Here is a 15,208-nt window from a genome sequence, read left to right as displayed (position 1 = left end):
CTTCGTTGTGGCTGTGGTGTTCTGGAATTCATACGGCCAGGGCTCTGGCGTCTTCGGCCCTCCAGCTGAGCCAGACGGTGCCGCCGGGCTGCACGGTCGCCAGCTCGGGGGTGAGTTGGGCGCTCGGGACAGATGCCACCAGATGTGCTGCGGGAGAGGTGCTCACGCCGAAGCGCCATTCATCGCCGGTGTAGATCGACTCGGTCAGTGCCCCCTCGACGGCGAAGCCCTCGGGTTTGGTGGTGGTGATCGAGATCCGTTCCGGACGCACGGCCAACCCCACCGCGGCACCGTCGGCGACGTCGCCGACGGTCGTTGCGGGTACGGTACCGACCGCGGGCACGACGACGTCCCCACCGACGCGGGCACCCTCGACGACGTTGCAGCTGCCGATGAACGAGGCGACGAAACGCGACGTCGGTCGTTCGTAGATCTCGGTGGGCGAACCGATTTGGAGGATCCGTCCAGCCGACATCACCGCGATGCGGTCGCTCATGGTCAGCGCCTCCTCCTGGTCGTGGGTGACGTAGACGAAGGTGGTGTGCACTTCTCGCTGCAACCGCTTCAGCTCGACCTGCATCTCCTTGCGGAGTTGTTGGTCCAGTGCGCCGAGTGGCTCGTCGAGCAGGATGACGGTCGGCCGTCCCACGATCGCGCGCGCCAGCGCGACCCGCTGACGCTGACCGCCCGACAGCTGTGCCGGCTTGCGGTTGGCCAGCGCCTCGAGTCGAACGAGCTTCAGCGCCTTGGTGACCCGATCGGTGACCTCTGCCTTCCCGACGCGTTTCACCTGGAGTTCGAAGGCGACATTGTCGGCCACCGACAGGTGGGGAAACAGTGCGTAGCTCTGGAAGACCATGTTGAGGTCGCGCTTGCGGGTCGGCACGCCGGTGACCGAGACCCCCGCGAGTTCGATCGTGCCTGAGGTCGGCGTCTCGAAGCCGGCGATCATCCGCATCAAGGTCGTCTTGCCGCATCCCGAGGGGCCAAGGATCGAGAAGAACTCGTTCTGGCCGATCTCGAGATCCGTGGGCTGTACTGCCGTCGTGTCACCGAAGGACTTGGTGACACCGGAGAGCCGGATTGCCGGTGCGCTCATCAGGAGGCCTTCACGCGGGTCCAGCCGTCCTGGTAGTACTTCATCGCCTCACCCGGGTCCACGATGAACTCGGCCTTGGCCAGCTGGTCCTCGGGCGCGAAGATCGCGGGGTTCTGCAGAATCTTCGGATCGGCGATCAGTTTCTTGGCCGCCTCGTTCGTCGTCGCCACGGAACCCTCGTTGGTGGCCATCGCGCCGGTCTCGGGCTTGAGTACGAAGTTCAGCCATTTGTAGGCGGCGTCGGAGTGCGGGGCCCCCTTGGCGATGGAGAAGTTGTCGACCCACAGGGTGCCGCCCTCGACGGGGAGGACGTACTTGACGTCGGGGTTCTCGGCGACGACCTTGCCGACCGACGCGCCGCCCCAGGCCAGGGAGGCGCAGGCGTCACCCGAGGCAACCAGGTCGTAGTAGTTCGTCGAGTTGTAACCCGCCAGGAGCGGCTTCTGCTGAATCAACTTGTCGGTCGCCTTGGCGATATCGGCCTCGTTGGTCGACGTCGCGCTCGATCCCGTCGACTGAAGTCCGACGATGTAGCTGGCGAGCATGTTGTCGAGCATGTAAATCTTGCCGCGATATGCCGGATCGAACAACGAGTTCCAGCTCGTCAACGGAGCCTTGGTGCAGGCCTCGTTGTACAGCAGGCCCGTCGTACCCCAAATCCATGGCACCGCATGCTTGTTCTCCGGATCGAAGGCCGGGTTCACGAACTTGGTCGAGACGTTGTTCATGCCCTGCACCTTGGAGTAGTCGACTTCCTCGATGAGGTCCTGGCCGACCAGTTGCTGCACCGCGTACTGGCTGGGCTCGACGATGTCGTAGCCCGCATTGCCCGCGGCCAGCTTGGAGATCATCGTCTCGTTGCTGTCGAAAGTGTCGATCGTGACCGAGATACCGGTTTCCTTCTCGAACGCCGCGACGACGGCGTCCGGCACCTCACCGGCCCACGCGTAGATGTTGAGCTGGTTCGCGTCGTCCGACCCCCCGCCCGAACATGCGGTGAGGGCGGCGGCCGACGCGGCGGCGAGCGCGAGGGCCGCAACGCGCTTCATGCTCGTGATCGATGTCTTCACTGTGTGCCTTTCGTGTGACCGTTAGGAATCCGAGGTGCCGTTCCCGACGAGGATGCTTCGCATCTGCCGGAGTCCGACGGCGAAGATCAGGAGCACGGTGGCGAGGATGAGCATCGCGCCGAGGGCGTTGATCTCCGGCGTGATACCGGTTTTGAGCAGGCTGTAGATGCGCAGCGGCATGGTGGTGGAACCGACACCGCTGGTGAAGGTCGATATCACGATGTTGGAGAAGGACGTCGTGAATGCCAACAGGAAGGCGGCGAGTATTGCTGATCGCAGCAGCGGGAACTGCACACGGGCGAAGGTCTGCCACGGCGTGCAGCCGAGATCGGCCGCTGCCTCGGGTAGCGAGTCATCAAGCGCGCCAATCGCTCCCATCAGGATGAGCGTGGTGAGTGGCAGTGATATCACGATGTGGCCCAACACGATCGTCGGTACGCCGAGCGGTAGTTGCACGCTGCTGTAGACGGTGAGAAGAGCTGCGCCCAAGACGATTTCGGGAAGTATCAGTGGGAGCAGGATGGCACCGAGGAAGGCGGTCCGGCCCTTCACGCGGTAACGGATGAGTCCGAAGGCCGTCAGGCAGCCCACCACCGTCGCTACTGCCGCGGCGACGACTCCCACGTTGAGGCTCGTTTGCAGCGTGCGCAGCAGGGCACGGTCGGCGAAGACTTCGCCGTACCACTTCAGGCTGAAGCCCGACCACTTGCTGGCGGTCGACGACGCGTTGAACGAGTACACCACGACGGTCAGGATGGGCACGTAGAGGAATACGATCGCAGCCTTGGCGATCCATGCGGTCACGCGCTCCATCGCGTCCCCCTGTTCCGGTACTTCAAGATCAGGGCCGCGATGGCGATCGAACAGAGCATGAGGACGAGGACCACCATCGAAAGTGCCGCGCCCATGGGCTGATTGCGGAACTCGGTGTAGAGCGTGACGATCAGGTTGCCGACGAGCAGGTTCTTGCCACCGCCGAGCAGCACGGGGATGACGAACACGCCGAGCGTCGGGACGAAGATCAGCAGGGCCGCCGCCACGATGCCGGGCGAGGTGAGTGGGGCGATGACGCGGGCGTGGGTACGCCACCAGCCGCAACCGAGGTCGGCGGCTGCCTCGCGCAGTGCGGGATCGATGCCGCGCATCGACGCGTAGATCGGGAACACCGCGGTGGGCAGGAACGCGTAGAGCAGCGCCAGCAGAACCGCGGTCTGGCTGGGTATCAGCGAACCGCCGTCACCGCCCAGCAACTTGACCAGCCCGAAGACCGGGCCGCCCGATCCGAGCAACGTGATCCACGCGAAAGTTCGCACCAGGAAGTCGGTCCAGAAGGGCACGATGATGAGCAGCAGCAACAACGGTTGGCGGCCCGCCGGCTGCGACACGATGTAATACGAGACCAGGTATCCGACCACCAGGCAGAAGACGGTGTTGAGCGCCGCCATCCCGAGGCTGTAGCCCAGCGTCTTCGCGTATACCGGGTCGGTCAGCCGCATGAAGTTGTCGAGTGTGAAGCCGCCGCTGACGCGGCCGTACTGATCGGCCGACGCAACGCTGTTGCGCGCGACGAGCACCAACGGGACGACGGCGAGCGCCACGACCACCAGCAGCCCTGGTGCGAGCAGCGCCCATGCCGTCAGCGCTTGGCGCCTGTCGGCCCGAGGCGCATGTGTTGTCGTCATCCTTGGATTCACTCTCTGGCGGTTGGTTGTTCACCATTGTGGTGCCGTTCGCCGCCGTCAGTAGCGGTTGTGACTACGAGATCAGTGGATGACGTGTTGCATCGATACGCATTTCGCAGGCCGGTTTCCACGTGTGGGTGCGATTCGGCCGTTCTCTATCGCTGGGTTGTCGAAATCCGATGATCAGGCGTCGTCGGAAGTGTGTGGCAGGGTAACCACCGCGAGACGCGGCCCGCGTCGACCGGCAGAAACTGTGGTGCCGAGGCAAATCGTACGAATGGTCGGCACGCGCGCGTGGGTCTACTCGTCAGCGCCCGAATCATCCCGCTGCTCAATGAAATCGGCCAACAACTGGCTCACCAGCGACTCGATAGTCGATTCGATCGACTGGGCCAGCGTCGCCGTCACCGCCGCGACAGCCTGGGTGCGGAACCGGACCAGCATGGTGATCAGCTCGGCGATCTCGGTATCACCCGGCAGTGACTCGCCGGGTTTGATCTTGTCGAGTACGTGCTCAGCGCCCGCGCGCACCAGAATTCCGCTGATCTGGTCGATCAACGGGAACACCTGCTCATGGATATCGATCAGGGTGCCGATTCCCACGCCGTAGGTGCGAATTTCGTTGAACGCCTCGATCAGCGTGGGGCGGAGGACGGTCGCGGTGCCCTCGTCGTCATCGATCTGGATCAGGCCGGAGGCGACCAATCGCTCGAACGCGACCGGATCGTCGATCAGCTGCGTGGCCTCGGCATGCGCCATGGTCGCGGGTTTCTCTGTCGCCCAGGTGCCGACGATCGCCGATTCCAGACCCAGCACGGCACTGAGATCCTTGCCTTGCTCCCACGCGCTGAGCATCTCGTGCACGTGGGAGATGTTGTAGCCGCGGTCGAGCATCGAGGTGATCAGGCGCAGCCGGGTGAGATGGGTGTCGTTGAACAGCGCGATCCGGCCGACCCGCAATGGTGGATGCAGCAGCCCGCGGTCGCGGTAGACGCGGACGTTGCGAGTAGTGGTACCGGCCAACCGCGCCAGGTCGTCGATGCGGTATTCGCCCGAGGCGGCCGCCGCCTCGGCCTGCGGTGCGCGGACCGCGACGTCGAACAGCTGGGACACCGCGTTCTCGATGACCTCCTGTGAACCCCGACGCACACGTCGCGGCGCACGACGCAGGTTCGCCAGGATGCTGGCGATCGGGCCGACCGGTGGGCGGGGCTCCTTGGCGGATGCCATCTCGGGAACTTGTCGGTCGCCGGGTCAGGCCAGGGTGGCAGTGCGGCTGACGGGCGTCGTGCGTCGTCCCGCCTCGCGTTCGACGGCTGTGTAGTCCTCGTACCGGAATTCCCGCATCTGTCGAAGATACTGGGTGGCGAAGCCCGGGTACATCGACGCGTTGAAACCGTCCGCGGTCAGATACCAGCTGTTGCAACCCGACATCCAGGTGGTGCGGGACAGCCGACGCTGGATCTGTTGGTTGTAGGCGCGCTGAATGTCCTCGCGGACATCGAGGCACCGCAGATCGTTGTCGAGAATCGTGGTGACGCCCGCGACCAGGTAGTCCAGTTGGCCTTCGACGAAAACCAGCAGAGAGTTGTGGCCCGGGCCGGAGTTCGGTCCGCACATGAAGAACAGATTCGGGTAGCCGTGCGCGCTGGCGCTCTTGTAGGCCTGCGCATGCCCGGACCAGTCCTGCTGCAGCGATCGGCCGCCCAGTCCGGTGACCGGAAACGGCGGCCCGGACAGATGCACGTCGTAGCCGGTGGCGAATACGATGGCATCGAAGTGGTGCTCGATGCCGTCGCTGGTGCGGATGCCTACCGGGCTCAGCGTGGCGATCGGCCAGTCGATGAGTTTGCAGTTATCCCGTTGCAGCGCAGGGTAATAGTCGCTGGAGACCAGCATCCGCTTGCAGCCGGGGGTGAAATCCGGCGTGAGTTGGCGGCGCAGCCACGGGTCGGCTACGGCCCGGCGTAGGTGGGCTTTTCCGATGCGGGCGACCACCGATGACAGCGGGGATTTCCAGACCAGCGCGGTCGCGCTGGCCTCGTGTCCCCAGAACAGAACTTGGCGCGCAAACTCCTGAGTGGCAGGGACTTTCGCGAAGAGCGATTGGACGGCCGCGGGCATTGTGGGGTCCAGCCGGGGGAGGACCCAGCCCGGGGTGCGCTGAAAGACCTTGACGAACTCGGCGGTCTTGACCAGTTCGGGCACGATCTGGACGGCGCTGGCACCGGTCCCGATCACCGCGACGCGTTTGCCGGCGAAATCGTAGTCGTGGTCCCAGGCGGCGCTGTGGATCTTGTGGCCTGCATAGCTGTCGATCCCGCGGATCTCCGGGAACTTGTGATCGGCCAGCGGGCCCGACGCCAGCACCACCGTGCGGGCCTGGAACCGCTTGCGACCCTTGGTGGTCGCCGTCCAGACGCCGGTGCTCTCGATGAAGGTCAGTCCGGTGATCTCGGTGTCGAACCGGATGAGCTGACGCAGCCCGAACTGGTCGGTCAGATCCTCGATGTGCGCGCAGATCTCGCTGCCGGTGGGGTAGGCGCGTGACCACGTCGGGTTCTTGACGAACGAGAACGAGTACAGCAGCGATGGGATGTCGCAGGCGATCCCGGGATAGGTGTTGTCGCGCCAGGTTCCGCCGACCCGGTCACTGCGTTCGACGATCACGATGTCGTCGACGCCGGCTTGTTTGAGTTTGATGGCGGCACCGAGGCCGGTGAAGCCGGCACCGATGATGAGAGTGTCGTGGATCGGCATGTCAGGCCGCCGGCTTGTAGGTCAGTTCCTTGAACCACGACGGGATGGGGCGCAGCAGTGCCTTCGGGTAGCGGTCACTGGCCCACACCGCCGGGTTGGCGACCCAGTGATACGGGTTGTTCGGGTTGACCACCATCCGGGCGTGCAGCTTGAGGATCTGATACGTCGGCACCCGCCAGGTGTATTCACTGCGTCCGCCGAGCTCCTTGAAACGCATCATGGCCTTGTAGAGCCGCTCGGGTTCCAGGCCCATCCCGACGATGTTGTTGCGCATCCGATTGAGCAGTGGGACGTACATCAGTGCGCCGATGATGACACCGGGAGTAGCGACGTTGCCGACGAAGTCGATCGCCAACTTGCGTGCGGTGGCGTGACCGATCATGTTCAGCACCTCGAAATCGACCGCGATATGCCGGGATTCGTCGTTGTTGATCCTCTCGAAGACCTGGTGGCAGACAGGGTCGTCGACCTCGTCGAGCAGGAACTTCAGCAGTGCGCCGTCGAGGGCCACTTCGAGCATCGGGATGACGGTGCCCAGGATGGCCAGTGACATGCCGTCGGCGTAGCGGTCAAGCCATTCGATGGCAAGACGGATGTTGACATTCGGTTCCGGCATTTCCCCGTCGTCGAGCATGCCCCAGCGTTTCATCAGGGCCAGTTCGGCATTGGCGTGCCGCTGCTCCTCGGCGTGGAAATAGCGGTAGATCTCGGCCAACGTGGGAGTGGGAGCCTTCTTGGCCATCGCGGCGAATCCGCGGGCGCCGACATTCTCGATCCAGCACAGATCGGCCATGAACGCCTTGAGCTTCGGCCGGAACTCGTCGCTGATGGTCTCCGCGCCGGGAGCGTCCCAGTCGATATCGGCCAGCGCCCACTGCCGATCCTTGATCTTGGCGAGCATGGTGTCCATGTCGATAGCCATTGTGTCTCCTTGTGAGGGTGTTACGAACTGACAGCGTGGGAGATGCGGGTGACCAAACCGACTGTGCGGGTGAAGGTCTGCGGGGCGAGTCGTTTGATTCCCCAGCCGATTCTGGCGTCGAGTTGTGGCATGCAGTACAGGCCACCGCGGTCGTAGGTGTCCAGACACATCCGGGCGGTGCGCTCTGCCGAGATTCCCGTCCACCGCATCAGCCGGTCCGCCAAGTCGGTGGATCCGCTGGTGATCCGGCCGGCGTTGACGATGTTGGTCTTGACGAAGGTCGGGCACAGCACGGTGACGTGCACACCGCTGCCGGACAGTTCGGCGGCCAGCGTCTCCGACAGTGACAGCACCGCAGCCTTGCTGACGTTGTATGCGGCCATCCCCGGTGCGGCGCCGAAGGAGGCGGCGGACGCGACGTTGATGATGCCACTTGGCCTGTTCGAGGGCCCGGCGTCACGCAGAATCGGGGCGAAGACATGGCAGCCGTGAATAGCGCCCCACAGGTTGACGTCCAGGGTCCAGGCCCAGTCCTCGAGCGGGATGTCGCCGATCGGATGACCGCCCGCCCCGACACCGGCATTGTTGACCACCAGCGTCGGCGGTCCGTCGAACCATGATCGAGCCTGGGCGGCAAGGGTGTTGACATCCTGGATCTGTGTGACGTCGCAGCGCGTGGCGATCGCGGTCCCACCGTTGTCGTGGATAGCGCTGACGGTGCGTTGCGCTGCGGTCTCGTCGATATCGCTGCAGATGACGCGGTTTCCGCGATCGGCGAGTTCGAGCGCGAAGGCGGCCCCGATTCCGCTGCCCGCGCCGGTGATCACCGCATCGCCGTCCTGGCTGCGCTTGGTCATTCCGAACATCTGGTGGCCTCCAGGGAATCGGTGATGAAGCCGGCGGCGTGACGCATTGCCGCTGCGGCTTCTGGTGTCAACCGCGGCAACGCCTGGAAGACGTGCACTTGGTCGGGCCAGATCTGCAGTTCGCACTCACCGCCGCCGGCGTTGATGCTGGCGGCCAGGTGGCGGGCATCCGCGACGAGCATCTCGGCGCCGCCGGCCTGGATCAGGGTGCGGGGCAACGGTGTGGCTGCTGCCGCGAGGAGGTGGGTGAGCCGCGGATGAGTCGGATCGGCGTCGCCGCAGTACAACTGGACCAGTCGAGCGGCGTCGGCAGCTCTGATCGCTGGGTCACGCCGTAGCTGTTCCTGATCGCGTGCCAGGGTGAACGTCAGATCGATCAGCGGTGAGAACAGCACCAGCGCCGCCGGTCGAGGGGTGGTGGGGTTGTGCAGCAACAGATCTACGGCGAGGTGTCCACCTGCGGAGTCGCCGGCGACGACGATGCGTTGCGGCGGTAGGGCGCAGACGGTGCGCAGCCAGTCCCAGCCGGCGTGGGTGTCATCGGCGGCGGTGGGGAAGCGGTGCCTGGGCGCCAACCGGTAGTCGATGCAGAACACCGGCAGTGCGGTGAGTGCCGACAGCCAAGAGGTCAGCCGTCGGTGGGTCCGCGGCGAGCACAGCGCATATCCGCTGCCGTGCAGGAAGTAGATGGCCGAGCCGGTGTCGCCGACGCCGGCGACACCGGCGGCGCGGACCCATTCACCGACGACGCGGCGGCCGTCGGGCAGGGTTTCGTCGACCGGTTCGACGACGGTTCCCGCCATTCTCGGGCCGAAGGTGTTCATGATGTTGGCGACGATCTGGCGCGATGCCCACAGGCCCCAGGCCCGTTCCGGTGGCAGTACCGCGCTGATCTGACGCAGCGTTCTGGCGCTGATCTCCGCCGTGATCCGGGACCGGACCGAGCCGCGAGGCTCGGGGCCGGTCTGGACCGTCGGCAACCGCGTCGGCGTCGGCCTCGACGGAAACGCTGTCATCGATGACCTCCGTTTTCCTGGCTCCGTTCGGAGTACTCGAATACAACGGTAAATAGTGACATTTGTCAATGACACCATTGGTCAAAGTCAATATTGTTCGGACGGCAGTTCGGGCGTTGATATCGGCACGTGAGCCTCATCTGCACCGTCGGTATCTGGCGTCTCTGGCCGCTTGACGCTGTCGGTGGGTGGGTGTTTACTCGCCGTATCGAACATATATTCGAACACAGCGAATATGGACCGTGCTGAAAGGCGGGCGATGACGGCGGCACTTGCTCCTGATCAAGCGCGGAATGACCGCGCTGAGCAGCTGCAACAGCTGCGTAGCAAGATGGCGGCCGTCTCCGGGAAAGTGGGGGCGGGGCGCCGCGGTCAGAGTAGCAGTACTGATCTCCTGCCCAGCTCCAATAGTTTGCTGCCGATCCCCGAATCGCTGGTCGAACTGCTGCCGGCCGGATTGCCGAGGGGGTCGGTGGCGGTGCTGACCGGAGCACGGTCGCTTCCGCTGAGCATGGCGGCCGCGGTGACTGCTGCCGGTGGACATGTGGCACTGATCGGCCATGCGGGTGCTGGGCTACTGGCTGCTGCGGAGATGGGGGCTGACCTGAGCCGGCTCGCGATGATCCCGGATCCAGGGACCGATCCGGTGGAGGTTGCCGCGGTGTTGATGGACGGGATGGACCTGGTGGTGCTCGGGCTGGGCGGCCGTATTGTGCCGCCGAGTCGGGCCAGGGCGGTGACGGCCCGCGCACACCATAAGGGGTGCACCCTGCTGGTCACGGGCGGCGACTGGCAGGGTGCACCGATCCGGCTGGACGCCAGGGTCTGTGGTTACGAGATGTCAGGTGGTTCGGTGCCCGGTGTCGGTCGGATCAGTCGGGTTCGGTTGGCGATGCGGGCCAGGGGACGGATGGTCGGGCCTGGGGCACGGACGAGGGCGCGGGTGGGTTGACGTGTCCTCACGGGTGTTGGCGATCTGGTGCATGGACTGGCCTGCGGTGGCCGCCGCAGCTGCGGTCGGTTTACCGGCGACCGCGCCGGTCGCGGTGACACTGGCGAATCGGGTGATCGCCTGTTCGTCGGCGGCGCGGTCGGCCGGCGTGCGCCGTGGGCTGCGCAGGCGCGAATCGCAGGCGCGCTGTCCGGATCTGCACGTCGTGGCCGCCGATCCCAGCCGTGATGCCCGCTTCTTCGAAAGGGTGACGGTCACGGTGGATGACTTGGTGCCGCGTGCCGAGGTGCTGCGGCCCGGGCTGTTGGTGCTGTCGGTGCGCGGAGCGGCGCGCTATTTCGGATCCGAACACGCTGCTGCGGAAAAATTGGTCGACGCGGTGGCGGCGGCTCAGGCCGAATGTCAGGTGGGGATCGCCGATCAACTGCCTACGGCCGTTTTCGCGGCCAGGGCAGGTCGGGTCATCGAACCGGGCGAGGATGCGGTGTTCTTGTCCGCGCTGTCGATTCGGCAGCTCGCCACCGAGCCCAGTCTCTCGGCGCCTGGCCGCGACGATCTGGTAGATCTCTTGTGGCGCATGGGAATTCGTACCATCGGCCAGTTCGCTGCGCTGACTCGGGCGGATGTTGTGTCGCGGTTTGGTGCGGACGCGTTGGTGGCGCACCGGCTGGCGCGGGCCGAACCGATGCGGGGCCCTTCTGGCCGGGAACCACTCCCTGAGCTCGACGCCGTCATGGATTGCGATCCGCCGATCGACCGGATCGACGCCGCTGCCTTCGCTGGTCGGTCGCTGGCCGGTCAGTTGCACCGGACTCTGGAGGCGGGCGGTGTCGGGTGCACTCGGCTGGCCATTCACGCCGTCACCGCCAACGGCGAACAGCTGAGCCGGGTGTGGCGGTGTGCCGAACCGTTGACCGAGGATGCCACCGCCGATCGGGTCCGCTGGCAATTGGACGGCTGGCTGAACAGGCGCCATGCCGGTGATCGGCCGACGGCCCCCATCACCTCACTGCGGTTGCAGCCGGTCGAGGTGGTCTCCGCGGGTGCACTGCAACTACCGCTGTGGGGTGGCGCCGGTGACGATGACCGGCTGCGGGCCAGGCGTGCACTGATCCGGGTGCAGGGGCTTCTTGGCCCCGAAGCTGTGCAGATACCGGTGCTCAGTGGTGGTCGCGGGCCCGCCGAACGCATCACCTGGGTGCCCTTGGGGGACGAACTCACACCGCGTGCCGACCCCAGCCAACCGTGGCCGGGACGGTTACCGGAGCCGTCGCCGACGGTGCTGCTCGACGATCCGGTGGAACTGCTTGATGTGCAGGGCAATCCGGTCCGGGTGACCGGCCGTGGCCTGTTCTCGGCGGAACCCGCGCAGCTGGACACCCCGGCGGATCCGGGTAGTCCCGCCCGTCGCAACGGCGGACCATCCCGTTCCGGTGTCGATCTCGTCTTCGCGGGTCGGTTGCGCTGGTGGGCAGGGCCGTGGTCGGTAGACGAACGGTGGTGGGATCCGAAGGCAGAGCAGGCCGGACGCACTGCTCGGGTCCAGGTGTTGCTGGAAAGTGGTTCCGCGGCAAGCGAATCCGGACCGGCGCTCCTGCTGTGCTACCGGCGCAGCCGATGGTACGTGGAGGGGGTCTATGAATAGCCGATAAAAGCTGTTACCCGAAGCGACGGGCGAACGGGGCGACCCGTTCGATGAATCGGTCGAAGAACACCGTCGGCAACGGCGCCGTGGCGCCGGCTGCTCCGGCGACGGCGATCGACGCGTTGGGTGGGCGCCCCCAGTGCCCATTCCAGTCGGCGATCGTCATACCTCTGGTCAGGGTGCCGTCCAGTTCCACATCGACGGTAGTGGTCCGGGTTGTCACCAGCCCCGGGTCCAACGCGACGGCCGCGGCAAACGGGTCATGTAGGTGTGCCAGATATCCTTCGCCCTGGTCGAAGTGAAACTCGAAATAGAACCGCATCGCATCTTCGAGGACCCGGATCAGGGGGTTGGCCGCTGCGGAACGGTAGCCGCGTTCATCGAGCACGCTCATCGTCATGCTGTGGGAGTCCGCCGCCGACGCCAGTCGTGCCAGGATCTTCGGAGTCAGCACGATGCTCTCGGTCAGGTTCAAGCCGCACACGATGGGCAACTCATGGGTGTCTGGACGCAGTCCGGCGTTACCCCAAGCGGCGAAAACCTCGGCGGCAGCCTCCGGGTCCACGGCGATGTTCCACTCCGATACCGGTGTGGTGTTGCCGCGGTAGTCGAATGATCCGCCCATGATGACCAGTCGGCGCACCATTGTCGGCAGGGCAGGTTCGGCGCGCAAGGCCAGCGCCAGATTGGTCAGCGGGCCGGTGACCAATCCGACCAGCTCACCGGAATATGCGTGCGCAGCCAATATCCACGCCTCGGCTGAGTCGTGGGCTGTCGGCACTCGATCGGTCGCCGGTAGTTCGGCGTAGCCGAGTCCGGTCGGCCCATGGGTGTCCTCGGCTGTGCGCAGCGGCGCGCTCAACGGTTGGGGAGAGCCGCAGGACACCGGCACGTCGGAGACCTCCAACAGCTCTAGCAGGCCCAGGTTGTTGCGGCACACCTGCTCCACCGGCACGTTGCCGCCGGTGGAGGCGATGCCGACGAGTTCGGCGTCATCGCTGGCCAGTAGATAGGCCAGGGCAAAAGTATCGTCTACGCCCGTGTCGACGTCGGCGAACACCGGAAGCGGCGGCGCTGCGGATGGGCCTGCCGCACTTGTCATTCCGCAACACTACCGCCACCTTCGTGGCCAGGGCGCGGGCTACCAGTGCACGCCGGGCACGCGTCGCACCACCGTCTTCAGCGGTCGCGGCACCCGCAAGCCGCGCACAGCCCGCGCGGCGCGGGTCGGTGGCTTCGGCCGTCTGGCGCGCTCGGCGCGCTCCGGAGTCACTACGCTGGGCTGGCTCCCGCCCACCCCGCGAGCGGCCGCCGAATCCGGATACCCGAGATACACCTGATGCAGTACGCGCCGTGACAACTTCGGGGTCAGATACCGTCCGGCGTCCGACAAGGTGCCTAGCGGGGTGTCGATCCGGATCGGCTTGTCCACCAGGCCGCGCACCACCATCGCCGCCGCATGCTCGGGACTGATCGCCGGGATCGGATTCAATCGCTGCGACGGAGCGATCATCGGCGTGCGGACCAACGGCATATGAATCGTGGTGAAAGTGATGTGATCCGAGAGTGTTTCGGTGGACACCACCTCGGCGAAGGCGTCGAGGGCGGCCTTGCTCGGCAGATACGCCGAATAGCGCGGGGAGGTGGACTGCACGCCGGCGCTGGACACGTTGACCACATGACCGAATCGGCGATCTCGCCAGTGTGGCAGCAGCGCCAACACCATCCGGACCGCACCGAAATAGTTCACCGCCATGACGCGCTCGTAATCGTGTAACCGGTCGGTGGACGCATCCACCGACCGGCGGATCGACCGGCCCGCGTTGTTGACCAGATAGTCGACGTGCCCGAATCGGCCGAGGATGTCCTTCACCGTATGGTCAACCGACGCTGAATCGGTGACATCACAGGTGAAGGCGTACGCCTGACCGCCGTCGGCGCGAATCTCGCCCACCAGATCGTCGAGCGCGTCGGCGCTGCGGGCCAGCGCGAACACCGTCGCACCGCGCGCGGCGACCGCGATCGCCGAGGCCCGGCCGATCCCGCTGGAGGCGCCGGTGATGATGACGTGCCGTCCGGCCAGCGGATCGTCCTTATCGACCCGCCTGGCGCGATCCGGGTCAAGGTACTGCGCCCAGTATCGCCACAGTGCGGGAGCATACGACGCGAATTCGGGAATCTCGATCCCGCTGCCGTGCAGTGCATCTCGGGTGTTTTCGGTGCTGAACGTCGGAGCCAGGTCGACGACGTCGAGGATCTCGGCAGGAATGCCGAGCTGAGTGACGGCCATGTTGCGCCACACCTTCGCCCGCCCCTGGGCCGCCAGGAACGGCGCGGCCACCGCCTTCGGCAGGGTGGCCCGCAGCGGCGGCAACCCGGCGGTGGGTGCCACCGCGCGGTAGATCTCGCGCAGACCGATCGACTCCGGCGAGGTCAGATGGAACGTCTGGCCGTCGCGTCCCTGGACATGCAGCAGAGCGACCAGGGCATCGGCGACATAGTCGACCGGCACGATATTGGTCCGGCCGGAATCCGGTAGCACGATGGGCGTGAACTTCGGCAGCACCGCCAACCGGGCCAGCACCCCGAAGAAGTAGTAGGGCCCGTCGACCTTGTCCATCTCACCGGTCCGCGAGTCGCCCACCACCACGGCGGGCCGGTACACCCGATAGCGCAGCCCTGGGGTGGACCGCACCAGCTGCTCGGCCTCGAATTTCGTCTGGTGATAAGGCGTCGGCAATTCCTGCGCGACGTCGAAGTCGTTCTCGCTGTACTCACCGGGAAAGGTGCCCGCCACCGCGATCGACGACACGTGGTGCAGCGTCGCGGCAAGGTTTTTCGCCAGCCCGATCACGGCGCGGGTGCCGTCCACATTGGCGGCCCGCTGCTCCGCTTCACCGGCGGTGATGTCGTAGATCGCGGCGCAGTGCACCACGGCCTCGACGGAGTCCAACTCTGCGACCGCTTCCGCGGACAACCCGAGATTTGCCGCCGTCAGGTCGCCGACCAGCGCTTTGGCGCGCTCACCCCACCGGGCTGACAGGTTTTCGAAGCGTCCCAGCGAGGCGGGCCGGACTAGCACCCAGACCACTGCGTCGGGTTCGGTCGCCAGGATCTGGGTGATGACACGGCTGCCGATAAACCCGGTACCGCCGGTAACGACATAATTCATGCGAGTCATCGTGACCCGTCGCCG

General features: G+C 65.7%; 13 protein-coding genes. 2 read left to right on the top strand and 11 right to left on the bottom strand.

The features are described 5' to 3' along the window. Positions 1–28: 28 nt before the first annotated feature. From H7J73_RS15065 to H7J73_RS15025, 9 genes are all read right to left on the bottom strand, one after another. Positions 29–1,099, bottom strand: a complete 1,071-nt coding sequence (locus H7J73_RS15065; RefSeq protein WP_264068260.1) for an ABC transporter ATP-binding protein — start codon at positions 1,097–1,099, stop codon at positions 29–31. Next, positions 1,099–2,148, bottom strand: a complete 1,050-nt coding sequence (locus tag H7J73_RS15060) for an ABC transporter substrate-binding protein (RefSeq protein WP_264068259.1) — start codon at positions 2,146–2,148, stop codon at positions 1,099–1,101. Before H7J73_RS15060 ends, H7J73_RS15065 begins: the two co-directional genes overlap by 1 nt. A 42-nt stretch (positions 2,149–2,190) precedes the next feature. After that, positions 2,191–2,973 (bottom strand): ABC transporter permease, encoded by a 783-nt coding sequence (locus H7J73_RS15055; protein WP_264068258.1) that lies wholly within the window; start codon positions 2,971–2,973, stop codon positions 2,191–2,193. Next, positions 2,970–3,851 carry an ABC transporter permease gene (locus H7J73_RS15050; RefSeq protein ID WP_264068257.1) on the bottom strand — a complete coding sequence of 294 codons (882 nt, stop codon included), beginning with the start codon at positions 3,849–3,851 and terminating at the stop codon, positions 2,970–2,972. Before H7J73_RS15050 ends, H7J73_RS15055 begins: the two co-directional genes overlap by 4 nt. Positions 3,852–4,151: 300 nt before the next feature. Then, positions 4,152–5,081, bottom strand: coding sequence for a MerR family transcriptional regulator (locus tag H7J73_RS15045; RefSeq protein ID WP_264068256.1), 930 nt, complete (start codon positions 5,079–5,081; stop codon positions 4,152–4,154). Positions 5,082–5,105: 24 nt separating this feature from the next. Beyond that, the gene (locus H7J73_RS15040) at positions 5,106–6,611 is read right to left on the bottom strand and encodes a flavin-containing monooxygenase (RefSeq protein WP_264068255.1); all 1,506 of its coding nucleotides are present in this window, start codon (positions 6,609–6,611) and stop codon (positions 5,106–5,108) included. Between the two features lies 1 nt (position 6,612). After that, on the bottom strand, positions 6,613–7,533 hold the full coding sequence (locus H7J73_RS15035) for a ferritin-like domain-containing protein (protein ID WP_264068254.1): 921 nt from the start codon (positions 7,531–7,533) through the stop codon (positions 6,613–6,615). A 20-nt stretch (positions 7,534–7,553) separates the two neighbouring features. Then, positions 7,554–8,399, bottom strand: a complete 846-nt coding sequence (locus H7J73_RS15030; RefSeq protein WP_264068253.1) for an SDR family NAD(P)-dependent oxidoreductase — start codon at positions 8,397–8,399, stop codon at positions 7,554–7,556. After that, positions 8,387–9,415, bottom strand: coding sequence for an alpha/beta hydrolase (locus tag H7J73_RS15025; RefSeq protein ID WP_264068252.1), 1,029 nt, complete (start codon positions 9,413–9,415; stop codon positions 8,387–8,389). Before H7J73_RS15025 ends, H7J73_RS15030 begins: the two co-directional genes overlap by 13 nt. Before the next feature lie 259 nt (positions 9,416–9,674). Here H7J73_RS15025 and imuA' point away from each other — a divergent pair, with 259 nt between their 5' ends. Both imuA' and H7J73_RS15015 read left to right on the top strand, forming a co-directional pair. Then, on the top strand, positions 9,675–10,367 hold the full coding sequence (gene imuA' / locus H7J73_RS15020) for a DnaE2-dependent mutagenesis accessory factor ImuA' (RefSeq protein WP_264068532.1): 693 nt from the start codon (positions 9,675–9,677) through the stop codon (positions 10,365–10,367). A 31-nt stretch (positions 10,368–10,398) separates the two neighbouring features. Further along, positions 10,399–12,012 carry a DNA polymerase Y family protein gene (locus tag H7J73_RS15015; RefSeq protein WP_264068531.1) on the top strand — a complete coding sequence of 538 codons (1,614 nt, stop codon included), beginning with the start codon at positions 10,399–10,401 and terminating at the stop codon, positions 12,010–12,012. 13 nt (positions 12,013–12,025) lie between these two features. On the opposite strand, the gene H7J73_RS15010 is transcribed toward H7J73_RS15015, so the two are convergent. Beyond that, a complete protein-coding gene (locus H7J73_RS15010; protein WP_264068251.1) occupies positions 12,026–13,114 on the bottom strand; it encodes a nucleoside hydrolase in 1,089 nt (362 codons plus the stop codon). A gap of 39 nt (positions 13,115–13,153) precedes the next feature. Next, positions 13,154–15,184 carry an SDR family oxidoreductase gene (locus H7J73_RS15005; protein WP_264068250.1) on the bottom strand — a complete coding sequence of 677 codons (2,031 nt, stop codon included), beginning with the start codon at positions 15,182–15,184 and terminating at the stop codon, positions 13,154–13,156. Between the last annotated feature and the right edge of the window lie 24 nt (positions 15,185–15,208).

Origin of the sequence: Mycolicibacterium komossense, assembly GCF_025822605.1 — a bacterium.
Classification (GTDB): domain Bacteria; phylum Actinomycetota; class Actinomycetes; order Mycobacteriales; family Mycobacteriaceae; genus Mycobacterium; species Mycobacterium komossense.
This window is presented reverse-complemented; position numbering and strand designations above follow the sequence as displayed.